Origin of the sequence: Mesorhizobium sp. M7A.F.Ca.ET.027.02.1.1, from assembly GCF_004022985.1 — a bacterium.
GTDB lineage: Bacteria > Pseudomonadota > Alphaproteobacteria > Rhizobiales > Rhizobiaceae > Mesorhizobium.
In genome coordinates this window covers 25187-46114 of record NZ_RZOL01000004.1, presented here as the reverse complement: position 1 = coordinate 46114, position 20928 = coordinate 25187, and the positions used below count along the sequence as shown (strand labels likewise).

Genomic DNA, 20928 nt, shown 5'->3' with positions numbered 1-20928 from the left:
TCCGATTCTATCATCGCAATGAGGAGTTCAGTCGGCATGTCCAGGTACTTTTTCGACCTTCGAGATGAGAGCGGAAGCTTGCAGGAGGATCCCGAGGGCCAGGAATTTTCTGATCTCCCGAGCGCCGAGGAAAACGCGATGGCGTCGGCGAAGGAAATCCTCGCCGAAGAGCTGCTGCATGGCAAGCCGCTGCGTACCGGATTGGCCTTCGAGATTTTTGACGAGAACCGCAACCTGGTGCTGCACTTCCCCTTTGCGCTCGCGGCCGAAAAGGCCGGCGAACCCCCTTAATCCCGAATTGCCTGGCGGCCGATCCCCTGCATGGGTCATGCAAGCCGGGCCTCAATGCGGATCCTATCCTTCCGCCTTGAAGTTTCTGGCTTCTTTTTCGACCTTGGGGCTGTCCTTGCCATGCTTTTGCATAAGCTCCTTGGCCTGCTTGGGTGAGACGTCGGTGGTCTCTGCCAAGCGCAGCGCCTTCTTGTCCTTGCTTTCGGTCTTCTGCTTCTTGGCCGTCATGGCTCTTGAACTCCTTTGTAGGCTGTTCCGATCGATCTTTGCCGGTCCCGAGCATATCCAGATGAATTGTCATTGCCTGGTTTGCTTCGACGAGACGTCAACGAGACGGTGCGGGTCAGGTTCCGTGCATCGTCTGCTCATGTCCGAACTTGTCACGCCACGCGGCGGTACCGATGGCGATCTCGGATGAATTCATTGAAGAAGCGGCCTTTTGAGGAAGCTTTGGTGAAAGCGGCATAAGTTACCGGAGCAACATCCTCATAGTCGTAACGTTTGCCGCTCGGAACAAAGCAGACCGAGAGGATCCTGGTGGCGGGGTCGTATTGTGCGTTTCGGATCACGGTCGATGGCATGGTGGCACCCGACGGGTCTGCCCGAATAACCCGTTAGCGATCGTCAGGTTCCGCCGATGCCCTCGCGCCTTGCACGGCGACTACCGGTCGCGCGGGTTGCCCAACTTCGGGTCGCGCTTCCTCGAATATCGGTCGATGCGTGGCAGGCTGTCATCAAACTCGATGTACGGTAGCCTCAGATCCCAATAGGCATGGGCTTGCGGCCGAAAACCTTCAGGTTTGTCAAGAAAACCGACCGCCACGTAGGACTCGTCCGGCAGACCTTCGTCGCTATAGCCTATCGAGCTTCCACAGTCCGGGCAGAACGTGCGGGTGACGCCTGGCGTTTTGGAAAAGGCCTTCGGTGCCCCTCTAAGAAGCTGAAATTGCTCTGGCCGGTAACCGACCCAAATTGTCATCGGACTTCCGATGGCCCGGCGGCAATCGTCGTCGTGATCGTAGCATATCCAGAAAGGCTCTCCGTCCATGGCTGCGGCGATTCCTCCGCAGAAGCAGGCTCCGGTCTCGCGCCGCATCGTCTGTCAATCCTGTCGCGCCCAAGGACGTTCAGAGAGCGGCCGAACGGCCGCTCCCGTTCAAGGTGAAGTCCTCAAAATCATGCATCGTGATGCTCGGGCATGTTCTTGAGCTGATCCTTGGTCCAGTTCGTCACCGCGTGAACGTCGCCGTCTTCATCGCGCATGAATTCCAATTGGCTCGCGGGAACGGCCACCGGCTTGGCACCTATGCCGAGAAAGCCGCCGACATCGATGACGACCTGACTGGCGGCTCCAGACCCGTGGACATGCGAAACGCTGCCGACCTTGTTGTCATCCGCGTCGTAAATGGTGGCGTCTTCGAGAATGTCTGGCGTCAGTTCGGTGCTTGTGAGGCGTACGTGGTTGGTGTGATCCATCGTTCGAACTCCTGTTGGGTGGAATATTTGAACCTCTCAGCCGGGCAATCGTTCCGAAGAATTTCGGGGCGACGGACGGACGACGCAAGGACGCAAGAATCCTCAAATCAGCCTCGGCCCGAATTGACTCGCAAAGCTCTGTACGGAAGCGTACAAAGGGCAATCGTCAGCAGCACAGTTTGGGCGTTGACGCTTGGGAGTGACCATCGCTCTTGTCCATCACGAGGCATGGCGTTGCATGGCGAAGGAGCCCGAGCACCCCGGTCTGCCAGTAGTCGCGATAACCGCGCTTGCGCGGGATACAGGCGCCGCTGAACAACAGATACATGATATCATATCGCTCCTCGGGTTCGATCGCGCCTCTATCCTGCGGGAGGCTCGTTTGCTGGCGAAAGATGGTCAGCCAACAAGGCCTTCGAGTCTTCAGCAGTAACTGTCGGTTTCATACCAACACGCCGGCTCGTCTAGTGCTGCGCGAGACGAAGTCTATGGTTCGTTACCGTCCGCTCGTTCGACGGGCGCGGCCGGCTAAGAGATTCCAGTGCTCTTGCCCAAGGGAAAAGAGTCTCGTGGATTACCAGATACTGCAAGCCAAGAGCGAATTGCTTCGCCGCATGAGCGCGGACGATTTCGCGCGGCTGAGGCCACATCTGGCGAGCGTTTTCCTGGAGTTGCGCGCGCCGATGGAGACCGCGGGGCAGAAGATCGAGGCCGTCTATTTTCTGGAAAGCGGACTGGCCTCGGTGGTGGCGAGAACTTCGGCGGCGACCGAAGCGGAAGTCGGAATCATCGGGTTCGAGGGAATGACCGGCTCGGCCCTGGTCATGGGGGACGACCAGGCCAACTTTGACTGTTACGTCCAGTCGACATGCGAGGCCCTCCGGATGGAGGCTGCCCCCTTCGTCGAAGCCCTGGAGGACAGTCCTACATTGCGACCGTTCCTGTTGCGCTATGTCCAATATTTCCACGTTCAGACAAGCTACACCGCATCGATCAACGCACGGCAGAGCCTGGAAGTCCGACTGGCGAGATGGCTTCTGATGTGCAGCGACCGTACTGTCGGCGACCGGCTCATGATAACCCATGAATTTCTGTCCATCATGCTTGGTGTCAGGCGTCCGGGGGTTACCGTCGGCCTCCAGATGATCGAGAGTTACGGTTATATCCGGGCGCGCCGCGGAGAGATCACGATCCGCGATCGAGATGGTCTCATAAAGTTGGCGCGAGACTCTTACGGCCCACCCGAAACCCAGTACCGCCGGCTTATCGGAGATTTGGGCTCGAAGCATCCCGCGAGGCAGGAGCGGCCACTCGCTTGAGGGCCGGGGCCAACAGAGGCTTCTCCGCCACTGAACCGCCAAGAAGACATTTCGAGTGGCCGACGCGATGATGCCGGTGAGACACCGTTGCCCAAACCCGCGCCGGCCACCGCGGCATTTTTTGGGGATGCCGCGTTGCCAATCTAGTTGCTGACAAGCAACTGGCAACGGAAGCTGATGGTTCGGTAAGAATCGTACGTACATGGACGCAGCGTCCCTCGATCGCATTCAAGGCATGCCCGCGGAATCCTGGATTGAATACAGTCACCCCGATAGACTCCGGATTGACAGGCTTTGTCCGGTCAGTGCGGTGATATCCGCAGGGCGGAGTGCAGATTTGCTGGCTCGGTTCCGATATTGCCAGGCGGACTGGCCTTCACCATCTAGCTGGGATGGCGACACCCAAATCGAAAGCACTCGGCTCCGACTCATCCGGGCTCCAGCACGATCTCTTTGGTGCCGCCGACGACCTGCCGGAAGGTTTCCTCTACCAGCCTGATCTTATCACCGCGCAAGAAGAAACCGAACTCGCCCGGCATCTCGAAGGCCTGCCTTTCGAGGCGTTCGATTTCCATGGCCATCTGGCAAACCGGCGCGTCGTGGGTTTTGGCCTGCGCTACGACTACGATAGGCGCCAGGTGGTCGAGGCCCCGCCGATCCCTGACTTCCTGTTGGCCCTGCGCGACCAGATCGCGGCGTTGGCAGGCAAGCCCGCCGAGGCCTTCGCGCAAGTGTTGATCAATGAATACCGGCCCGGCGCCGGCATCGGCTGGCATCGAGACAAACCTCATTTCGAAGACGTTGCGGGTGTTTCGTTGCTGGCGCCTTGCAGCTTCCGGCTCCGGCGGAAGAATGGCGCCAAGTGGGATCGCCGGACCATCGTCGTCGAACCAAGGTCGGCGTATCTCATGACTGGACGATCGCGCACGGAATGGGAGCACAGCATTCCGCCAGTTGACCTGCATCGATACTCGATCACCTTGCGGACATTGCGCTAACTCCGCAGGAGCATAAGAACCTTCTTTTCCGCCGACGGCGGCGTGCCACGCGATCCACCGATCTCCGGAAGATCGAAAGCCAGCGTAAAGTATCGCCCGCCGAGTTCATCGATCACACCATCATAGATTTTCCGGGAATGGGGCCAGCGTGCAGAAGGATCAAGGCCGGTCGGCCCGGATCGCCGGCCGTGGATACCGCCAGCTGCATATCGCCTGCTTCGAGGGACGAGCATCGTTGATCCATTCTCAGGAATTCAGGAGAAAACGACGAGCGATCGACTAAGTTGCCCCACTGGTTGCAGTTCTCCAGCGGTGGTCAGTGCTCAAGAGCCAGCCGCTGTGTGCCGGCTGGACCGTCGCCACGTGGGAGGAGGGGCAATCTCGCCACCGGCCTGTTGGTCAGCCTGGCGGAACAAGCATTCAACCCTGGCGTTAAATGCCGGGCGGTCCCGCAACGGGCGAATGGGCTGTCGCGAGGAAGTCGGGGCGATCGCAATTAGGACAATGCAGGGAGATCCAGATGCCGCTCACGGCCTTCGCACTTAATTGCTCGCTCAAAGCTTCGAACGACAGAGAAAAATCCTCCACCGATCGGTTGCTCGCCGATGTCCTGGCGGCGCTGATGCAATACGAGGTGAAGGGCGAGATCGTGCGTGCGCTCAGTCACGATATCAAACCCGGCGTGCTCTCCGACATGGGCGAGGGCGACGATTGGCCGAAACTCAGAAAGAAAATACTGGCGGCCGACATTTTCGTACTCGGGCTCCCGATCTGGCTTGGCCAGCCCTCGAGTGTGGCCAAGCGCGTCCTGGAGCGGATGGATGCGTTTCTCGAGGAGACCGATGACAAAGGGCGCATGCCGGCAGCAGGAAAGGTGGCCTTGGTGGCCATCGTCGGCAATGAGGACGGTGCGCATCACTGCCACGCGGAATGCTTTCAGGCACTGAACGATGTTGGCTTCACCATCCCGGCCAATGGCGGGGTCTACTGGGTCGGCGAGGCCATGCAGGAGGTTAACTATGTCGATCTGCCGGCGACTCCGGAAAAAGTCTCGGGTGCGATCGAAATGGCAGCATCAAACGCCGCCCATCTCGCTGGATTGCTGAAAGACCGGGGCTACTTGGGCATCTCGGGGTGACCTTTGTTCGCCTGACATCCTTCAACCTGGCAGCGTCGATGCGGTCTCAGTCGGGAACAGGAAGGCTTGTAGCGAGTTCATAATCACATCAGCCGGCGACCGCCGCTCCGTCTAAGGCGCGAAGCCGCAAACAGGAGAGCAAGTCATGGGTCTCGGCACAATTCTTATCATCATTCTGATTATTGCATTGCTTGGCGGTTTTAGTGGGCTTGGCGGCGGGCCATTCTACGGCACCGGCTATTACGGCGGGGGCGGCCTCGGTCTTCTGCTGCTTATAGTCATTATCCTGGTCGTGCTCGGGCGTCTCTAGCCCTCGCGATGCGGTGGCAGGGTGTATCACCTGCCGCTTGCAGTCCCTTTTGCGGGTTGCTTTGAATCCATAGCAGCCCAGCATTGGCGGTCCGCCCTCTGGAGGGCGGACCACTGCTCGGACATATCAGGTCAAAATCAGGACGATCTTGAACGTATCCGGATCAACGATCACGATCCGGCCGTCCGCAAGCACGAAATACTCGTAGCTTTCGTAAGCGGGAACGATCTTGACGATACGAGCCGGCAAACGATGCAGCCTGACCTTTTGCCGCGGAACTTCGACGCCGACGGTGATGTCAAAATCGACGTTGGACACAGGCTCGACCTTCGTCTCCCGGATGATCTGGGTGACTTCGGTTTTCTGCTCCACCGTCACGTTGTTGATGGAACCGGTCGACGTCGTATCCTGCGTCGAGGCCTTGCCCTGGGCCTGCTCGTCGGTTTGCGTCTTGGCCTTGTCCTGAGCCTGCTGGTCGGTGGTGGTGCCGGCCTTGCCTTGAGCCTGCTCGTCGGTTTGCATCTTGGCCTTGTCCTGAGCCTGCTGGTCGGTGGTGGTGCCGGCCTTGCCCTGAGCCTGCTCGTCGGTCTTCAGCTTGGTCTTGTCCTGGGCCTGCTGATTGGTTGTGCCGGCCTTGCCCTGAGCCTGCTCGTCGGTCTTCAGCTTGGTCTTGTCCTGAGCCTGCTCGCCCATCTTGGAACCATTCTGGCAGCCAGCTTGCCCGGAAGCGCAATTGGCGTCTGCGCCAGACTGGCTTTCGGGCTGTTGTGTCTGAGCCATCGCCGTTCCACAGCCGAGCCCGATCGCCAGCATGCTGGTAATGAGAACATGTTTCATGGGGAAATCTCCCTGGGTAAGGTTCGTCCCTTCAGTGCGTAGAACCAGCACCCAAAAAAAATGTTCCGAGATAGTTGAGTGGGCTAAAAAACGACCTCGCTTGAGATCATACGATCGCGGGCGAAAGCCGCCGCTAAAACGACCTTTTCAACTCTGCCGATTGCCCTAGCTCTCTCCTGAGAGGAGACCGGATATGGCAATTTATAGTCTGAGAGTGGTCAGCTTCATTTTCGTTGTATTGGCTTTCGTTCCGGCCGCCGCGCATTTCTTCACGATGTTCAACAAAATGAAGCTCGACGGGCCGAACTATCTGGCTGCGCAACGCGCCTATGATGGATGGAGCCTGTTCGCCATCGTAGTGCTGGGAGCATTGCTCTCTACGGCCGCCCTGGCGATCCTGCTCTACCGAGCGAGTGCATCTTTCGGCTTGGTTTTTGTCGCCTTTCTCAGCATCGGCGCCACACAATTGGACGCTGACCTATCCAATCAATCAGGCGACCCGGAACTGGACTGTCCTGCCTGAAAACTGGGAGCTGCTGCGGCGCCAATGGGAGTATTCGCATGCCATCGCCGCCGGCCTCAACGCCTTGGCGTTGCTTGTGCTTTTCCTATCGGCGCTTCGCGCTGCGGTGCGTTGAACGACCACGTCTTCACCAGCACGGCCGCCGAGCGGGCAGGAACCACCAATAAAGCGAAAACATTGACCCGCCAGATGTTTCCAGCGTGGCCCGAAAATGAAGCGGTACTATTTCGATCTTCAAAACGGTGACGGCGCGATACCCGATGATAACGGGCAGCTGTTCGAATCCCGGGAACAAGCCAGAGCGGAAGCAATTCGTATTTTGCAGGATATTGCCCAAGACGAAATGCCCGACTGCGATTTCGTCAAGGTAACCGTCAAAGTACGCGATGAGATCGGTGCGCAGATGTTTGAGGCATCGCTTGTCCTGACCTCCGGATGGAGCGTGTGATGCCGCGGTGCTAGCGGCTATACCGCACCGGGATTTGCACGACATTCTCCGATCCAGGCAGATCGAAGGCCATGGCCAGCTGACGTACGGAGGCCATCTCCACGATCAGTTCCTCGATCGAAAGATCCGGCAGGCCGGTCTTCACCCTCTGCCTCACCCTGGCCGCAAGTTCATGGACCCGCACCGGGACGAAAAGCGGGCTGTCGTCCAGCAGCTTGCTGATTTCGATGACCACATCGGCGTCGATGTCTTTCGGCAATTCCCGCATGGGCGTCACCTCCAATCGAAGCAACAGCCCGCCATATCGGTGCGGCGGGCGATCAGGCATTGAGCGCCGGCAGTGGGATCGGAGAGGGACGTGCTCGGCGCTGGCCGATAGCCAGATTCATAAAGCTGCGGGCATCGGTGTGTCACGAAAAAATATCAGTACGAAAATTACCAAGCGGTTTCGTCCCACGCAATCCACAAGCGCCTTCCCCGAAATCGCGGCTCCGGCAGCGGCTGTTCCCGACAGAGGAGGAACAAAAAATATGGCCCGGAATTGAGACTGACGAATTGGAGGATCTGGCCATGGACAGCAGGGAAGAAAAGATCAAACGGCGAGCCCATGAAATCTGGGAACAAGAGGGCAGGCCGGCTGGCCGCGAGCAGGAGCACTGGGACCAGGCCGTGCAGGAGATCGAGGCTGAGGGTTCGGAGACTGAACGTGGCCCGGTTTTGCCTGATCCGACAGTTGCAGCCGATTCCAATAGCTTGAAGCGTTGATCGTCAGATGCCGTGGCGTCTTGAGAGGACGATCAGGCAACCAAATTGGTGGAACCTGGTTTGCCGGACAGCAACCAGAGGAGGTTTCGATGAAGAGGTTCTTTTCACTCCTGGTCCTGGCCGCTGGCCTTACGCTCGGCGCCTGCGACAACAATATCGAGCCGATGAAAGCCAACACCGGCCCCATCAACAAGAACCCACAAGTTGACCAGGCCGCCAGGCCAGAGTCCGCGACTGGTGATGATAAGCCAGCTATTGCGCCTCAGAGCCAATGAACTCCGTCTCACATTGCGACACACCTCTGCTGCGCGTCGCCTATCTCGATGGTGGACCGCAGGACGGCGCCCCGGTTATCCTGCTGCATGGCTGGCCCGACGACGCGACGACATACGCTCGGATTTCGCCGGTCCTTCATGAAGCTGGCTTCCGGACGTTTTCGCCTTGGTTGCGGGGCTTCGGGCCGACATCGTTCCTGTCAAAAGAAATCATGCGCTCGGGCGAGATTGCCGCGATGGCGCAGGATGTGCTGGATTTTGCCGATGCGCTGGGCCTCAGCCGCTTTGCGGTCGTCGGACACGATTGGGGTGCCCGGATATCCTATCTGCTCGCGTCGGTTTTCCCGGACCGCATCAAGTGCTGTGCTGCGCTGTCGCTCGGCTGGCAACCAGGCAAACCAGCAACGCCGGCGCCCGGACAAGCGAAAGCATTTTGGTATCAATGGTTCATGGCGACGGCACGGGGCGCCGAGTTCGTACGAAACAACGGCAAGGAATTCGCCAGATACCAGTGGGACAGCTGGGGTCCATCAGGCTGGTTCGACGACGCTATTTTCGATGGTGTCGCGAGTTCGTTCGAAAATCCTGACTGGGCGGATGTGACGTTGCATTCCTATCGGGTCAGATGGGAAGAGGCCGAGCCCGATCCACGCTATGCCGAACTTGCCCGCCGGCAAGCAGCGGTCAAGATCATCACGGTGCCGATCCTGACGCTCCATGGTGGCGACGACCGCGTTGTGTTTGCCCAGTCCTCAGAGGGGCTCGAAGAGCATTTCACCGCGTTCTATAGGCGGGTGGTGCTGGATGGCATCGGACACTTCCCGACGCGTGAGGCTTCTGATCAGGTTGCGCGATTGTTGGCTGCGTTTCTCGACAGCCATGGCAAACGCTGAAGTGGAGTCATCATCCAACCTCATAGTAGAGGCCGGAACCTGACGCATCGCCGCGCATTTCGTCTCCATGCATGACGAACCGAAATGCGGTCTCGCAATCATCGGCAGCCAGGGAGAATTTGAATGCAAGCTTCAGACGCAATCTCAGCACACCATGCTGGCCAGCTGGCCATAGAACCGTTTGCCGGCACGGTGACGGTACGATTTTCCGACGCCATAGTCGCTGCTACGGAACGGGCGAAAGTGCTTCAGGAAGAAGGACATGAGCCCGTGTTCTACATCCCTTTCGAAGACATCTATTTCGACCTTTTCGAAAAGACGAACACCACCAGCCGCTCCCCTTCGAAAGGCACCGCGAGCTACTGGCGCGTCCATGCGGTTGGCAGCTCGGCTGACGATTTCATGTGGGCATACGAGACGCCTGAAACCGCGGCGCGGCCCATTGCACGTCATGGTGCATTCGATCCGGAAAAGGCGCGCATCGATGCTGAGCCCGCGGAGGACAGACGGCACACGCCCCACGTCCCGGAGTAGATTGCCCGTTCGCAGCGGGGCGAGTTGATTCAAGCTGGTGCTGACGGCGCGGAAACTCGTCATCAAGGATGCGTAGTGCCTCCTCATATTTGACAGTCGATGCCCCGACCTGTCGGGCTTGCCAGATATTGTCCGCCAGATCCGCGCGCTTCACCGGCAGCGCCAATGGATTCGATGCCGCTCGTCGCACGAACGCGAAGTAGTCCTCGCCATCCCTGCGCGACATGGCGTCGACGGCCGAAGCGATCGTCGGGCCAAAACCGGCCTCGTCCAACCTGGTCCGGTTCCAGCCTTCGCCCTTTTCCACGACGTCATGGAGATAGGCGACGACCTTCTGGTCCCTGGTTTCGACCGCGTCGACGACCCGGCGGCAGTGCTCGATATACGGTCGCCCGGTCTTGTCGCGCTGTGCTGCGTGGACCTCTTCGGCAATCTTGGCCGCCCGGTAAAACATGCTCATCTGGCTTGCCCTTCAGACATGGTTTCACCATCGCTCCTCGGTATCGTGGTGCGGCAGGTCTATTCCACAGCAAACCCAGCCAAGTCGCTGCCTCGATCCATAGTTATAGCGCGGCTCCAGGCGAGCCGGATCGTCGAACGTTCCGACATGCAACGCGATCTCTCCGGGCGATGCGTCATAGGCAAGGCTGAGCGGCGATCCGCAGGTGGAGCAGAAGCCCCTCCGGGCAATCGGTGAAGATCTGCGATAGGTCGGCGTGGCATTGGTCCAGGTCACGCTTTGGGAAGGCACCCAGGCTAGAACCGCGAACGCACTGCCGGTCGTTCGCCGGCACATATCACAATGGCAATAATGCACTCTCGGTTCGCTTCCAACGCGGAAGCGGATCGTGCCGCAGAGACATCCTCCGCTCAGTTCCATTTTGGCGCCCCGGCTGACTTGCAGCTCCAACGTCCATCGCGCGGTCTCATGCGAGCACCTCCATTCATCTCAGCGGAAACGCGAGCCATTTGCGTCGGTTCCTGTAGCTATCTCAGGAACCAGTGCTTGCGCGCGGCGTTGCGTGTCTTTGCCGACAATGGGAGGAAACAGGGAAATGCATCGTCGGTCGGAGAAGCGCTGATGTCGATGCCGGGGCTGGCATACGGACCTCTCGGCGATCGATGCATGCATGTCTGCGTGGATATGCAGCGGCTGTTTGCCGAGCCGTCTCAATGGGCAACGCCCTGGATCACCCGGGTTCTCCCGCAGATCGAGAGGCTGGTCGAAAGACGCGCGCCACAGACGGTCTTTACACGTTTCCTGCCAGCCGAAAAGCCGGGGCAGGGCGTCGGCACATGGAAGCGCTATTATGAGCGCTGGGCTTCCCTGACGATCGAGACGATCGGGCCCGAAATGACCGAACTGTTGCCGTCTTTAGCCGGCTACTGCCCGCCAGCGGCGATCATCGACAAGCACATCTATTCGCCCTGGTTCGAAGGGCGCCTCAGAGCCCTTCTGGTGGAGCGCGGCATCGATACGCTGGTCATTACCGGTGGCGAAACAGATGTTTGCGTTCTCGCCACCGTGCTCGGGGCCATCGATTTCGGCTATCGCGTGGTTCTCGTCACGGACGCGCTGTGCAGTTCTTCCGACGCAACCCATGATGCACTGCTGACGGTTTATCACCAACGTTTCGCGCAGCAGGTCGAGACGGTTGAGATGGAAACGGTTCTCTCGAACTGGACTTGACGTCCGCTAACCCGGCCCGAGTGGAAGTGTCCATGCTTCCTTGCGCGGTTGGGCTGCCTATCTGTTAAGAGAATGACGGACACCAGAACAGGTAGCAGACGTGACGCAACGATCGGGAAGTGCTGATCTTCCACTCCATGGCGGGCGCGTGCCAAAATGGCTCGGCGACCGCATGACGCGTCTTGGCGCCGTGATGTGCGAGGCGATTATTCATCACTATGGTCGAGACGAGCTGCTGCGGCGGCTGGCGCATCCATTCTGGTTCCAGTCCTTTGGTGCTGTCATGGGCATGGATTGGCACTCGTCGGGGATCACGACCAGCGTCGTGGGCGCTTTGAAGCGTGGCCTTACGCCGCTTTCCGGCGAGCTCGGCATTCATGTCTGCGGTGGTCGCGGCGTGCATTCGCGCAAAACCCCGCATGAGCTGGAGGCCATCGGCCAACGCGTCGGCTTCGACGGAGCGGGCCTGGCCACCGTCAGCCGGCTTGTCGCCAAGGTCGACAGCGCCGCTGTCCAGGACGGTTTCGATCTCTATCTGCATGGTTTCATCGTCACCGATGACGGTCGCTGGGTCGTGGTGCAGCAAGGCATGAACGGTGACAGCAAGGTGGCGCGCCGCTACCATTGGCTCTCCGAGGGCCTCAAGAGTTTTGTCGAGCAGCCGCATGCCGCCATCGAGGGCGTCCATCAAGGTGAGATCGTCAACCTGACCGACAGGCGCGCCGACGCGTCGCGCCAAGGGCAACTGAACCTTTTGCAAGACCTCGGACCCGATCGCATCCTGGGCGAGCTTGCAGCATTGGAGCGTTGCGCGGAGCCGACGCGCCGGCAAGAACCGGAGCAGCCGCTGCTGCCGCATTTGGTCATGCCGGCCCACCATGATGTTCGCGAAAGCGATGTCGTCATGCATCGTCTTCACGGCAATATCGCAGCCGCCGCGGACCGCGGTCCCACCGATTTCGCCGAGCTCCTTCTGGTCCCCGGCGTCGGCGCGCGTACGGTGCGCGCGCTGGCCCTCGTTGCCGAGGTGGTGCATGGCGCGCCTTGCCGGTTTTCCGATCCCGGCCGCTTCTCGCTGGCGCATGGCGGCAAGGACAGGCATCCATTTCCGGTACCGCTGAAGGTCTATGACGAGACGATCGGGGTTCTGAAGTCGGCCGTGCAGAAGGCAAAGCTCGGTCGCGATGAAGAAATCGGTGCCTTGAGGCGGCTCGACGATCAGTCGCGGCAAGTCGAACGATACGTGACCGGCCCCAGCCTGAAGGAAATTGTCGCGGGAGAATTCGACCAGTCGCATCAGCTCGGCGGGCGCAGCGTGTTTGGCTGGGAAGCGCCGCCGGACACAGCATCAGCTGAGCGGAACGAGAAAGCGTGAGCACGGGTGGAGGGGCTGGAGATCAATCGTCAAGATCGATGAGTGCGACACCGAGCTCCGGACGCTTGCTGCGACGCAGATGACCGGGTGCTTCCACCAGGGTGATTTCGAGCGTTGGCCGAACGATGCCGTCGAGCAGATGTCCACCCCGAGTGGTGCCGTCACTCAATCCAAGCACCGCATGGACGTGCAGGCTGGGCTTGTCGTCGTCACCCAGTGCGACATCGCCGATCGCGCTCAGAACCTCGCACTGTTCGTCGACAGGGATCTTGCGGTAGGTCTTAGAGGCCGGATCAAACCAGCCCACCGTGGCTTTTTCGAAAGCCCCTATGGCGGTCAAGGAGGCGCTGCCGATCTTCTGCTCGACCGCGAAGGCGGTCAGTGCCGCGAACGCTTCTTCGCCTGGGTCGAGCACCACGACGAATGTCCGTTGTCCGCCGATCTCATTGACGAGCTGCGATTTCATCCCTGTGCTCCCGCCGCATTCAGTGCCGGCCTCATATCAATGTGCGCGGTGTTCCGCATTGCGCTTGCGGGTCGCCGCAGCTTTCCTTGCCGATTCCGATCGGCTTGCGGCAGACCGTGATGCCGATGCCTTGCCGCCGCTTTTGCCGCCTTTGTGCGCCGCTGGATGGCCCGTGTGTTTGCCGCGGCCGGAACCGCCTTCCTTCTTGCCGCCGCCATCGTCCTTGTTGACGGTAGCCCATGCGCGCCGCTCTGCCTCCTTGTCGGAAACCCCGCGCTTCTCATAGCCTTCGGCAATGTGGTCGGCTTTGCGCTCCTGCTTGTCAGTGTATTTCGATTTCTCGCCTCGTGGCATGGCCTGTTCCTCCTGTTGAATAAGGGCTGAACGTCGACTCGACGCGCTGGTTCCAACAGAAGTCGCGTAGCCAATGGCGCATCGCGATGCATGGCCAAACACCGCCGCGCCGCGCAAGCTAGCGCCTTTCGGGCCGGGGAGAGTGTAGCAGCAAGGCGAGGGGGATTGGTTCAGCCGATTGCCAACCTCACGACGAGGGCCAGGATCACGACGCCGGCCAAGCCGGCTATGAAGACGACCCGACGCGTGCGCGTTCGCAGGATGATATCGCCTTGTCTCGCCTGCTCCGCAGAGAATACGGGTCCATTGTCACCGTCCTTGCCATGCCGACCATCGCTCATGATCGCCTCCTTCCCGCTGTTGGCACACAACCATCGCTTGACCGGGGAGGTTCCGATTGCGTCGATCCCGCCGACAGAAAAAAGGATCACAGGCTCGTGAGGAGGGAACTTTGCCCTCCGCGAGTGGTTTGGGCCGCTTGAGACCCAGCCAGCCCGGAGCCAGCCATGTCCGATGCCAAGATTTCCAGTGGCCTGAGCAGACGCATGTTCATGACGGCCTCTGTTTCGGCGGCGGCGGTGATGCCGCTTGTAAATTCCCCGACGAGAGCTGCCCAGCCCGCGTCCGCAAAACCGGCCGAACCGCGCGATTTGTCGGCGGTTTCGATGCGTATCAACAAGCAGACCTACAACCTCGCGCTCGACAATCGAACCAGCCTGCTTGACGCGCTGCGCGACCATGTCGGCCTGACCGGCACCAAGAAAGGTTGCGATCACGGTCAGTGTGGTGCCTGCACGGTGCTGATCGACGGAAAGCGGGTACTGTCCTGCTTGAGCTTTGCCGTCATGAACCAGGGCCGAGAGATCACAACGGTGGAAGGCCTGGCTTCGGCGGAAGGGGAATTGCATCCGGTCCAGCAGGCCTTCGTCGACCACGATGCCTTTCAATGTGGCTATTGCACACCGGGTCAGATCATGTCCGCCATCGGTTGCATCAACGAAGGCCATGCTGGGTCGGAAGACGATATTCGCGAATATATGAGCGGCAATCTATGTCGCTGCGCGGCCTATCCCAACATCGTTGCCGCGATCGTCCAGGCACGCGACGAGACCAGGAGGGCTTAGGATGCGCCCATTCGTATATGAAAGACCAACCAGCGTCTCCGCGGCAATCGCCATGGCATCCCGTCCCGATACCGTGCATGTTCCGCCAACCGGTGCCGACACGCAGTTCATCGCCGGCGGCACCAATCTGGCCGACTACATGAAGCTCGGTGTTGCGCGGCCGGAGCGACTGCTCGACCTCAACACTCTTGCCGAGCCGGCCTTGCGGCAGATCAGGATAGACGATGATAAGATCCGGTTTGGTGCGCTGGTCCGTATGGGTGAAGCAGCCGACAACAATGATGTCAGGCGCCGTTGCCCGGTCCTCGCCGACAGCCTGAAATTCGCTGCCAGCGGTCAGCTTCGCAACATGGCGAGCCTGGGCGGCAATGTGCTGCAACGTACGCGCTGCGAGTATTTTCGAGAGATATCTTGGCCGTGCAACAAGCGCGAACCGGGCTCCGGCTGCGCTGCGATGGAAGGGTCCAATCGCCAGCATGCCGTGCTGGGTACGAGCGATGCCTGCATTGCCACGTATCATGGTGATTTCGCGCAGGCGCTGGTTGCGCTGGACGCCACCGTCGATGTCGAAGGTTCGCGGGGAAGGCGCACGCTCATTTTTGCCAAGCTGCATAGACGGCCGGGCGAGACGCCCGACATCGAGACGGATCTGGCCGCCGACGAGCTTATTACCGCCATCGAAGTGCCGCTCGCACGGTGGAGCAGCCGGTCGCGCTATCTGAAGATACGCGATCGCGAATCCTACGCGTTTGCGCTGGCGTCCGCGGCTGTCGCGCTCGACATGGATGGCGAGACGGTAAGGAGTGCGCGCATTGCGCTCGGCGGAGTGGCGACGGTGCCGTGGCGTGCGCGCGAAGCAGAGGACGCGCTACAGGGCAAAGTGCTTGACGAAGCCACGGCGCAGGAGGCCGCCGCGGCTGCTTTCGCCGATGCCAGACCGCGCGAGCATAACGCATTCAAGATACCGCTCGGCAAGCGCACGCTGGTGCGGGCGCTGCTCGAAACCCGGGATATGAAGGGCTGAGCCATGAACCAAGCTGCACCCGCTCCAAGGGAAAACCAGGGCGATCCCGTTGTTCGCATTGACGCCCGGCTAAAAGTTACCGGACAGGCCGGCTATCCCGCCGACATCGTCACCGCCAACGTCGCCCACGGTGCCCTTGCCACCAGCAGCATTGCGCGGGGCAAGGTTTCCGAACTTCACACGAAAGACGCCAGGGCCGTACCCGGTGTGCTGGACATCGTCACCTATGGCGACCTGGACAAGACCGACATGCCGAAATTCGGCAACACCGGCGCAAGTTCGATTGGGCCTTTGCACGACAAGACGGTTTTTCACGATGGTCAGATCATCGCTCTGGTGGTCGCAGAAACCTTCGAGGCGGCGGAGGAGGCAGCGATGTTGATCCGCGCCGACTACGAGGACGAACGGCCCAGCGCCAGCTTTGATTCCAAGGGCGTGAAGATGGAACCGGCTGCCGGCAAAAGCCCGATGTTCAAGGAGGATGCGAAGGCCGGTGACTTCGACGCCGCTTGGGCGGATGCGACGGTGAAGATCGACGAAAAATATTCGACGCCGACCCAACATCATAATCCGATCGAGCTGTTTTCGACCACGGCCGTGTGGCAGGGCGACCAGTTGACGATACACGAGCCCAGCCAGAATGTTACGGGCTGGAAGGTGGAACTGGCACGCCAACTGAAGCTCGACCCGGCCAATGTGCGGATCGTCAGTCCCTATATTGGCGGCGCCTTCGGCTCCAAGGGGCCGATGACGGCACGCACTGCGATCGTTGCCGTCGCGGCGCGGCGCATCGGCCGGCCGGTTCGCTGCGTCGTCAATCGCATGCAAGCCTTCGGTACGCAGACCTATCGAGCCGAAACGCGGCATCGGATCCGCATGGGCGCCGGCAAGGACGGCCGCATCACGGCGTTCGGACATGAGGCCTGGGAGGTGACGTCACGCCCTGACCCTTATGTCGTCGGCGGCACGTCCGCCACCGCGCGCATGTACAATTACGGCTCCGTTCTGACGCATGTTTCGCTGGTTCATGCCGACCGCAACACGCCTGGCTACATGCGATCGCCGCCGGAGACGCCCTATGTCTACGCGCTGGAAAACGCCATGGACGAAATGGCCGTGGCCCTCGGCATGGATCCTGTCGAGTTTCGTCGCATCAATGAACCGGAGAAGGAGCCGATCGGAGGCAAGCCATTTTCCAGCCGCTCACTCATCAAGTGCTATGACCAGGCATCGGAGGCCTTTGGCTGGTCGAAACGCGATCCCACGGTCGGCTCGATGCGCGACGGCGATTGGCTGGTCGGGATGGGCTGTGCGACGGCAATCTATCCGACAGCCGCCGCGCCTTGTGCGGCCCGGGTTCGTCTCACCGCTGATGGCGAGGTTCGGGTCCAGTGCGGCTCGCATGAAATCGGCACCGGCGTTCGCACCATCGCCGGCCAGATGGCGGCCGAAAGGCTGGGGGTTGGCATGGACAAGATCAGCGTCGAGATGGGCGACAGTGCCTTGCCGCCGGCTCCCGTGTCGGGCGGATCGATCTCGACCGCCAGCGTCTGCTCGGCGATCATGAAAGCCTGCGATGCGATACGCGAAAAGCTATTTGCCGCCGCTGCGGGCAAGGGGGCTCCGCTGGCAGGTTCGGCCAATGCGAAGCTGGATTTGAAGGACGAAGAGGTCGTCACCGAGACCGGCAAGTCCGCCAAGCTGGCCGATGTCTTCAAGGCCATGCAGGTCGGCGCCATCGAAGAATATGCCGAGTTTGCGCCGAAGGGTTCTTCGCCTGAAGCCCTCAGCAAACTCTATGCCGGACAATCGGAGTTTCATGGTGGAGAGAACGACGAAGATTCGGTCAAATATGCCTTTGGCGCCGAGTTCGTCGAAGTGCGCATCAACAGCTATACACGCGAAATCCGGGTGCCGCGCATTGTCGGAGCCTTCGCTGCCGGGCGCATCATGAACACGCGCACCGCGCGCAGCCAGCTGATGGGTGGCATGATCTGGGGCATCGGCCAAGCGTTGCACGAGGCCACGGAAATCGATCAGCGACACGCGCGCTACGTCAATCGCGACCTGCAGGACTATCTCGTGCCGGTCAACGCCGACATCAAACAGGTCGACGTTATCCTGGTCCCCGAAATCGACCACCAGGTCAATCCTGCCGGCGTCAAGGGCTTGGGCGAACTCGGCAATGTCGGAACGGCTGCTGCCGTGGCGAGTGCCGTCTATCATGCCACCGGCAAGCGCATTCGCGATCTGCCGATCAGAATAGATGATTTGATAGGCTGACGATCGAGAGCTCTGAGAGGAGGGGCTTCACAAGCCGACATCGTCATCGAAATTGTCGCGGTGGCGGCGTTGTCCGACTGAAAAAGTTTTCGCATGCAGCGATAGCTTAATCGCCTTGGCTCTCGAGTGTCACTCCGGGGATGTGGCCGGAGCCGTGTAACGGCGGCGTACAGCGTCAAGCACCCGCTTTCGGCTATCCTGCGCCGACAGGGTCTTGTCCTCTTCAGCCTCGGCGGTTTCGCGCGCCAGGTCCTTGTCCCTGATCTGATGTCGGAACCATTTGGAATAGTCGCCGGTGCGCAAATGAAACTCCCAGGTCTTGTCGTCTATCCCTTCGGCGATCTGAGCGAAGATCATCAGATTGTGAGCCCTGAGGTTCATCGCATTGTCAGGGCCATGGAAATAGAAGCTGCCGGCTTCGTCGAGCTGGCCTTCGGCATATTTCCGGCTGTGCCGCTTGAGTGACTGACGTGGTTCGACCACCTTGACCGTCTTGACTTTCTTGCCCGACTGCGGCCGCCAGAACAGCACGCGCGCGCCTTTGGGCGTTGGAATGTCCTTTGGCGGCTCAATGCCAGTTTCCTTGCAGAAGACCTTCACCACGTCCTTCGCCTTGGGGCCAAGCGCAATGATGGCTGTCACAAGGCGCAAGGCGTCTGTCGAGATCGCCTCGGGGTGAACGGTGATCAGGATTGTGCCCGGCAATTCCAATGACAGGACCGCCCGCGTATCGTCGCGCCGCTTGGGCAGAAGATGGTGCGCTTCATCGATGACGAGCCAGTGCGGTCTCGCGGTGCGCCGGCGGAAACTGCTCAGGCCAGGCAGCAGGTCGGCAAAGAAATCCGGCCTCTCGTCGACGCGCAGGGCCAATCCATTGACGACAATGTTGCTGTCGGCCTTGGCGATCAGATCCAGCACCTGCGCCTTTGTCGGCGCGCTTGAGCCGTCTCCCAGGCGAACGGCGCCTTCGAGGCCGTCATAGTCGCCTTCGGGATCGAAGACGCAGAACTGAAAACCACTTTCGACGAAGCGTTCCGTCAGCGCGGTGGCCAAGGTGGATTTGCCAATGCCGGAACTCCCGGCAATGAGGATCGTGTCGCTCGGCGACAGGTAGACATCATCGCCGCCAGACGATCCAAGAACGATGCCGTCATGGCGCTTCGGCACTATCGCGTGATCACGCTTTATCAGCTTTGCGATTAATTGCTCCACGCCCTTGCCGCGGGCGCCACGCATGACCAGGTCGGCTGTATCCTTGACCGCCGGAATTGCATTGTCGACGGCGGCGCTGCAGCCACAGGCCTGCAGGAACGCGTGGTCGTTCTCGGCATCGCCGACGCCGACGACGTTGTGCGGCGAAAGTCGAAGGTCCTGAAGGGCCGCAGCGAGCCCGGTGGCTTTGTTGATGCCGCTCGGCAGGATCATCACCGCGCCCTTGTTGAAGATGATTTCCAATTCGAGACCCATCTTCTTGATGATATCGAGCACGGTCGCCTGATGGGGTTCCCAAGTCGCGACGATCGATCGCCCGACCGAAAGCGGCTTGACGCCCTGCCGCTTCAATCTGGCGACGAATTTGGGCTCGGGCGATGGGGCGATCACCCGTTCTTCCTCGCTGGCCGGCGTGTAGATCATCGCGCCATTCTCAGCGACGACCTTGTCGAAGAGGCTAAGCTCGGGAAAGACGCGCTTGAGATCGGGCAGTTCACGCCCGGTGACGAGAACCAGCTTGCGGCCGCTTTTCTTGAACCGCTCAAGCGCGGCGAGCGTCTTCCTGGCGACGATCCCATCATGAGCCAGCGTGCCGTCATAGTCTGCCGCCAATGCCATGAAATACATTCCGCCGACCCTTCTCGTTCCGGTTGCCCTGCGGCTAGAACGTGTGATCGAGACAAAGGCTCCCCACCGACCGGATCGCAGGTCTGGAGAAGGGGCGGTTCGCCCTCGGAAATCAGGAACTCCTTCGGCGCCGGTACGTTGACCAGACAAGCCGGGAACCGTCCCGGTCTTTGCTGGCGGCGTGCAAACCCCGTCGCCGAAATCCACACCAAGTGCAATGAAAGGTAAGGCCATGGGCTTCTTTTCGAAGGACATCAAGACACTCGACGATCTCTTCGTGCACACGCTGCGCGACATCTATTACGCCGAAAAGCAGATCGAGAAGGCGCTGCCGAAGATGATCGACAAGGCAACCGACCCGCAATTGAAAGCCGGATTTGAAAAACACCTCGATCAGACGAGAGGCCATATCGAGCGCGTCGAAGAGGTGTTTGAGTTGCATGGCGTCAAGGCCAAGGAGGTCAACTGTCCGGCAATCGACGGCATTCTCGAGGAGGCCGACGATGTGAGCGGTGACGTCGATGACAAGGAGGTTCTCGACGCGGCGCTGATTGCTTCGGCGCAGGCCGTCGAACACTATGAGATGACCCGCTACGGCACGCTCATCGCCTGGGCCAAGCAACTCGGCCGCACCGACTGCGCCAATGTGCTGACCAAGAACCTGAGGGAAGAACAGGCGACCGATCGCAAGCTCACCGAAATGGCGGAAAGCAAGATCAACCTGCAGGCAGCCGAATAAGGCTGCAATCCGGCCGGCTGATAACTCGGCCGGCCGGATTGCCGGCAGGTTCCACTCCGTCAGCGAGACGGGTCGACGCCCAGGGCCGCTGATTGCTGGCGCAGCGCCTCATCGTCATCCTGCGGCACATGCCGAGCAGATTCTGTTGTTTCCGTGTAGATGCGGTACGCTACGCAAGCGAGCGCCACCATGAAAAGCAGACGGCCCATCCATCCTACTCCTTGGTT

The 20928-nt window shown here is 60.2% G+C and carries 30 protein-coding genes and 1 pseudogene; 17 read left to right on the top strand and 14 right to left on the bottom strand.

Going from position 1 to position 20928, the window contains the following annotated elements; genetic code table 11:
• The first annotated feature begins 78 nt into the window (after positions 1-78).
• Complete coding sequence (locus EN749_RS01355; protein ID WP_189367289.1) at positions 79-291, top strand: hypothetical protein; 213 nt, start codon at positions 79-81, stop codon at positions 289-291.
• Between the two features lie 63 nt (positions 292-354).
• On the opposite strand, the gene EN749_RS01350 is transcribed toward EN749_RS01355, so the two are convergent.
• The 5 genes from EN749_RS01350 to EN749_RS37540 form a co-directional block, all read right to left on the bottom strand.
• Positions 355-519, bottom strand: coding sequence for a hypothetical protein (locus tag EN749_RS01350; protein WP_081738679.1), 165 nt, complete (start codon positions 517-519; stop codon positions 355-357).
• A 152-nt stretch (positions 520-671) separates the two neighbouring features.
• Complete coding sequence (locus tag EN749_RS01345; RefSeq protein ID WP_128362422.1) at positions 672-872, bottom strand: KTSC domain-containing protein; 201 nt, start codon at positions 870-872, stop codon at positions 672-674.
• 80 nt (positions 873-952) lie between these two features.
• Complete coding sequence (locus tag EN749_RS01340; protein WP_128362421.1) at positions 953-1387, bottom strand: GFA family protein; 435 nt, start codon at positions 1385-1387, stop codon at positions 953-955.
• Positions 1388-1467: 80 nt separating this feature from the next.
• Positions 1468-1767, bottom strand: coding sequence for a PRC-barrel domain-containing protein (locus EN749_RS01335; RefSeq protein WP_127395993.1), 300 nt, complete (start codon positions 1765-1767; stop codon positions 1468-1470).
• Between the two features lie 166 nt (positions 1768-1933).
• Complete coding sequence (locus EN749_RS37540) at positions 1934-2095, bottom strand: hypothetical protein (RefSeq protein ID WP_164873844.1); 162 nt, start codon at positions 2093-2095, stop codon at positions 1934-1936.
• Positions 2096-2381: 286 nt separating this feature from the next.
• Here EN749_RS37540 and EN749_RS01325 point away from each other — a divergent pair, with 286 nt between their 5' ends.
• From EN749_RS01325 to EN749_RS01305, 4 genes are all read left to right on the top strand, one after another.
• Positions 2382-3086 carry a Crp/Fnr family transcriptional regulator gene (locus EN749_RS01325; protein WP_164873984.1) on the top strand — a complete coding sequence of 235 codons (705 nt, stop codon included), beginning with the start codon at positions 2382-2384 and terminating at the stop codon, positions 3084-3086.
• A 392-nt stretch (positions 3087-3478) separates the two neighbouring features.
• Entirely contained in the window at positions 3479-4084 is a 606-nt protein-coding gene (locus EN749_RS01320) for an alpha-ketoglutarate-dependent dioxygenase AlkB (RefSeq protein ID WP_127398381.1), read from the top strand.
• 520 nt (positions 4085-4604) lie between these two features.
• Positions 4605-5222: an NAD(P)H-dependent oxidoreductase gene (locus EN749_RS01310; protein ID WP_128288709.1), complete on the top strand. Its 618-nt coding sequence runs from the start codon at positions 4605-4607 to the stop codon at positions 5220-5222.
• A gap of 145 nt (positions 5223-5367) precedes the next feature.
• Positions 5368-5532: a DUF3309 family protein gene (locus EN749_RS01305; protein WP_013531546.1), complete on the top strand. Its 165-nt coding sequence runs from the start codon at positions 5368-5370 to the stop codon at positions 5530-5532.
• Between the two features lie 126 nt (positions 5533-5658).
• Here EN749_RS01305 and EN749_RS01300 read toward each other — a convergent pair whose 3' ends face one another.
• Positions 5659-6369, bottom strand: coding sequence for a DUF1236 domain-containing protein (locus EN749_RS01300; protein WP_128288707.1), 711 nt, complete (start codon positions 6367-6369; stop codon positions 5659-5661).
• Between the two features lie 193 nt (positions 6370-6562).
• On the opposite strand from EN749_RS01300, the gene EN749_RS01295 reads away from it, so the two are divergent.
• The gene (locus EN749_RS01295) at positions 6563-6892 is read left to right on the top strand and encodes a hypothetical protein (protein WP_245491219.1); all 330 of its coding nucleotides are present in this window, start codon (positions 6563-6565) and stop codon (positions 6890-6892) included.
• A gap of 211 nt (positions 6893-7103) precedes the next feature.
• Positions 7104-7340 carry a hypothetical protein gene (locus EN749_RS01290; RefSeq protein WP_128362420.1) on the top strand — a complete coding sequence of 79 codons (237 nt, stop codon included), beginning with the start codon at positions 7104-7106 and terminating at the stop codon, positions 7338-7340.
• A gap of 10 nt (positions 7341-7350) precedes the next feature.
• Here EN749_RS01290 and EN749_RS01285 read toward each other — a convergent pair whose 3' ends face one another.
• Entirely contained in the window at positions 7351-7608 is a 258-nt protein-coding gene (locus EN749_RS01285; protein WP_127267547.1) for a hypothetical protein, read from the bottom strand.
• 287 nt (positions 7609-7895) lie between these two features.
• On the opposite strand from EN749_RS01285, the gene EN749_RS01280 reads away from it, so the two are divergent.
• From EN749_RS01280 to EN749_RS01265, 4 genes are all read left to right on the top strand, one after another.
• Positions 7896-8105, top strand: a complete 210-nt coding sequence (locus EN749_RS01280) for a DUF2934 domain-containing protein (RefSeq protein WP_236383395.1) — start codon at positions 7896-7898, stop codon at positions 8103-8105.
• Between the two features lie 89 nt (positions 8106-8194).
• Complete coding sequence (locus EN749_RS01275; protein ID WP_127398196.1) at positions 8195-8380, top strand: hypothetical protein; 186 nt, start codon at positions 8195-8197, stop codon at positions 8378-8380.
• Positions 8377-9273 (top strand): alpha/beta hydrolase, encoded by an 897-nt coding sequence (locus EN749_RS01270; RefSeq protein WP_128362419.1) that lies wholly within the window; start codon positions 8377-8379, stop codon positions 9271-9273. The genes EN749_RS01275 and EN749_RS01270 overlap by 4 nt, the downstream gene beginning before the upstream one ends.
• Before the next feature lie 123 nt (positions 9274-9396).
• Complete coding sequence (locus tag EN749_RS01265) at positions 9397-9807, top strand: DUF427 domain-containing protein (protein WP_127398200.1); 411 nt, start codon at positions 9397-9399, stop codon at positions 9805-9807.
• 49 nt (positions 9808-9856) lie between these two features.
• Here EN749_RS01265 and EN749_RS01260 read toward each other — a convergent pair.
• Together EN749_RS01260 and EN749_RS01255 are read right to left on the bottom strand one after the other, a co-directional pair.
• Positions 9857-10267, bottom strand: a pseudogene (locus tag EN749_RS01260) (HD domain-containing protein); the annotation flags it as partial.
• A 24-nt stretch (positions 10268-10291) separates the two neighbouring features.
• The gene (locus EN749_RS01255; RefSeq protein WP_128362418.1) at positions 10292-10687 is read right to left on the bottom strand and encodes a GFA family protein; all 396 of its coding nucleotides are present in this window, start codon (positions 10685-10687) and stop codon (positions 10292-10294) included.
• A gap of 201 nt (positions 10688-10888) precedes the next feature.
• Between EN749_RS01255 and EN749_RS01250 the strand changes: the two genes are divergently transcribed.
• Positions 10889-11497 (top strand): cysteine hydrolase, encoded by a 609-nt coding sequence (locus tag EN749_RS01250; protein WP_127267549.1) that lies wholly within the window; start codon positions 10889-10891, stop codon positions 11495-11497.
• 100 nt (positions 11498-11597) lie between these two features.
• Positions 11598-12872: a DUF763 domain-containing protein gene (locus EN749_RS01245; RefSeq protein WP_128362417.1), complete on the top strand. Its 1275-nt coding sequence runs from the start codon at positions 11598-11600 to the stop codon at positions 12870-12872.
• A 22-nt stretch (positions 12873-12894) separates the two neighbouring features.
• Here the strand turns inward: EN749_RS01245 and EN749_RS01240 are convergent, their stop codons facing one another.
• From EN749_RS01240 to EN749_RS01230, 3 genes are all read right to left on the bottom strand, one after another.
• On the bottom strand, positions 12895-13338 hold the full coding sequence (locus EN749_RS01240) for a PPC domain-containing DNA-binding protein (protein WP_128308827.1): 444 nt from the start codon (positions 13336-13338) through the stop codon (positions 12895-12897).
• A 36-nt stretch (positions 13339-13374) separates the two neighbouring features.
• Complete coding sequence (locus EN749_RS01235; RefSeq protein WP_127329054.1) at positions 13375-13692, bottom strand: plasmid stabilization protein; 318 nt, start codon at positions 13690-13692, stop codon at positions 13375-13377.
• A gap of 170 nt (positions 13693-13862) precedes the next feature.
• Entirely contained in the window at positions 13863-14033 is a 171-nt protein-coding gene (locus EN749_RS01230; protein ID WP_127397926.1) for a hypothetical protein, read from the bottom strand.
• 165 nt (positions 14034-14198) lie between these two features.
• Here EN749_RS01230 and EN749_RS01225 point away from each other — a divergent pair, with 165 nt between their 5' ends.
• From EN749_RS01225 to EN749_RS01215, 3 genes are read left to right on the top strand one after another with little or no spacing between them, the layout of a single operon-like run.
• On the top strand, positions 14199-14816 hold the full coding sequence (locus tag EN749_RS01225) for a (2Fe-2S)-binding protein (protein ID WP_127380339.1): 618 nt from the start codon (positions 14199-14201) through the stop codon (positions 14814-14816).
• Position 14817: 1 nt separating this feature from the next.
• On the top strand, positions 14818-15840 hold the full coding sequence (locus EN749_RS01220) for a xanthine dehydrogenase family protein subunit M (RefSeq protein WP_128362416.1): 1023 nt from the start codon (positions 14818-14820) through the stop codon (positions 15838-15840).
• Positions 15841-15843: 3 nt separating this feature from the next.
• On the top strand, positions 15844-18123 hold the full coding sequence (locus EN749_RS01215) for a xanthine dehydrogenase family protein molybdopterin-binding subunit (protein ID WP_128362415.1): 2280 nt from the start codon (positions 15844-15846) through the stop codon (positions 18121-18123).
• 129 nt (positions 18124-18252) lie between these two features.
• Here the strand turns inward: EN749_RS01215 and EN749_RS01210 are convergent, their stop codons facing one another.
• Complete coding sequence (locus EN749_RS01210; protein ID WP_128362414.1) at positions 18253-19962, bottom strand: HAD-IIB family hydrolase; 1710 nt, start codon at positions 19960-19962, stop codon at positions 18253-18255.
• 232 nt (positions 19963-20194) lie between these two features.
• Between EN749_RS01210 and EN749_RS01205 the strand changes: the two genes are divergently transcribed.
• Positions 20195-20701, top strand: coding sequence for a ferritin-like domain-containing protein (locus EN749_RS01205; protein ID WP_127272261.1), 507 nt, complete (start codon positions 20195-20197; stop codon positions 20699-20701).
• 59 nt (positions 20702-20760) lie between these two features.
• On the opposite strand, the gene EN749_RS01200 is transcribed toward EN749_RS01205, so the two are convergent.
• Positions 20761-20910, bottom strand: a complete 150-nt coding sequence (locus EN749_RS01200) for a hypothetical protein (protein WP_128288700.1) — start codon at positions 20908-20910, stop codon at positions 20761-20763.
• Between the last annotated feature and the right edge of the window lie 18 nt (positions 20911-20928).

Coding starts and splice junctions, on each gene's coding strand:
- EN749_RS01350 (WP_081738679.1), bottom strand. CDS start 519: ATGACGGCCAAGAAGCAGAAGACCGAAAGCAAGGACAAGAAGGCGCTG.
- EN749_RS01345 (WP_128362422.1), bottom strand. CDS start 872: ATGCCATCGACCGTGATCCGAAACGCACAATACGACCCCGCCACCAGG.
- EN749_RS01340 (WP_128362421.1), bottom strand. CDS start 1,387: ATGCGGCGCGAGACCGGAGCCTGCTTCTGCGGAGGAATCGCCGCAGCC.
- EN749_RS01335 (WP_127395993.1), bottom strand. CDS start 1,767: ATGGATCACACCAACCACGTACGCCTCACAAGCACCGAACTGACGCCA.
- EN749_RS37540 (WP_164873844.1), bottom strand. CDS start 2,095: ATGTATCTGTTGTTCAGCGGCGCCTGTATCCCGCGCAAGCGCGGTTAT.
- EN749_RS01325 (WP_164873984.1), top strand. CDS start 2,382: ATGAGCGCGGACGATTTCGCGCGGCTGAGGCCACATCTGGCGAGCGTT.
- EN749_RS01320 (WP_127398381.1), top strand. CDS start 3,479: ATGGCGACACCCAAATCGAAAGCACTCGGCTCCGACTCATCCGGGCTC.
- EN749_RS01310 (WP_128288709.1), top strand. CDS start 4,605: ATGCCGCTCACGGCCTTCGCACTTAATTGCTCGCTCAAAGCTTCGAAC.
- EN749_RS01305 (WP_013531546.1), top strand. CDS start 5,368: ATGGGTCTCGGCACAATTCTTATCATCATTCTGATTATTGCATTGCTT.
- EN749_RS01300 (WP_128288707.1), bottom strand. CDS start 6,369: ATGAAACATGTTCTCATTACCAGCATGCTGGCGATCGGGCTCGGCTGT.
- EN749_RS01295 (WP_245491219.1), top strand. CDS start 6,563: ATGGCAATTTATAGTCTGAGAGTGGTCAGCTTCATTTTCGTTGTATTG.
- EN749_RS01290 (WP_128362420.1), top strand. CDS start 7,104: ATGAAGCGGTACTATTTCGATCTTCAAAACGGTGACGGCGCGATACCC.
- EN749_RS01285 (WP_127267547.1), bottom strand. CDS start 7,608: ATGCGGGAATTGCCGAAAGACATCGACGCCGATGTGGTCATCGAAATC.
- EN749_RS01275 (WP_127398196.1), top strand. CDS start 8,195: ATGAAGAGGTTCTTTTCACTCCTGGTCCTGGCCGCTGGCCTTACGCTC.
- EN749_RS01270 (WP_128362419.1), top strand. CDS start 8,377: ATGAACTCCGTCTCACATTGCGACACACCTCTGCTGCGCGTCGCCTAT.
- EN749_RS01265 (WP_127398200.1), top strand. CDS start 9,397: ATGCAAGCTTCAGACGCAATCTCAGCACACCATGCTGGCCAGCTGGCC.
- EN749_RS01255 (WP_128362418.1), bottom strand. CDS start 10,687: ATGGAACTGAGCGGAGGATGTCTCTGCGGCACGATCCGCTTCCGCGTT.
- EN749_RS01250 (WP_127267549.1), top strand. CDS start 10,889: ATGTCGATGCCGGGGCTGGCATACGGACCTCTCGGCGATCGATGCATG.
- EN749_RS01240 (WP_128308827.1), bottom strand. CDS start 13,338: ATGAAATCGCAGCTCGTCAATGAGATCGGCGGACAACGGACATTCGTC.
- EN749_RS01235 (WP_127329054.1), bottom strand. CDS start 13,692: ATGCCACGAGGCGAGAAATCGAAATACACTGACAAGCAGGAGCGCAAA.
- EN749_RS01230 (WP_127397926.1), bottom strand. CDS start 14,033: ATGAGCGATGGTCGGCATGGCAAGGACGGTGACAATGGACCCGTATTC.
- EN749_RS01225 (WP_127380339.1), top strand. CDS start 14,199: ATGTCCGATGCCAAGATTTCCAGTGGCCTGAGCAGACGCATGTTCATG.
- EN749_RS01220 (WP_128362416.1), top strand. CDS start 14,818: ATGCGCCCATTCGTATATGAAAGACCAACCAGCGTCTCCGCGGCAATC.
- EN749_RS01215 (WP_128362415.1), top strand. CDS start 15,844: ATGAACCAAGCTGCACCCGCTCCAAGGGAAAACCAGGGCGATCCCGTT.
- EN749_RS01210 (WP_128362414.1), bottom strand. CDS start 19,962: ATGTATTTCATGGCATTGGCGGCAGACTATGACGGCACGCTGGCTCAT.
- EN749_RS01205 (WP_127272261.1), top strand. CDS start 20,195: ATGGGCTTCTTTTCGAAGGACATCAAGACACTCGACGATCTCTTCGTG.
- EN749_RS01200 (WP_128288700.1), bottom strand. CDS start 20,910: ATGGGCCGTCTGCTTTTCATGGTGGCGCTCGCTTGCGTAGCGTACCGC.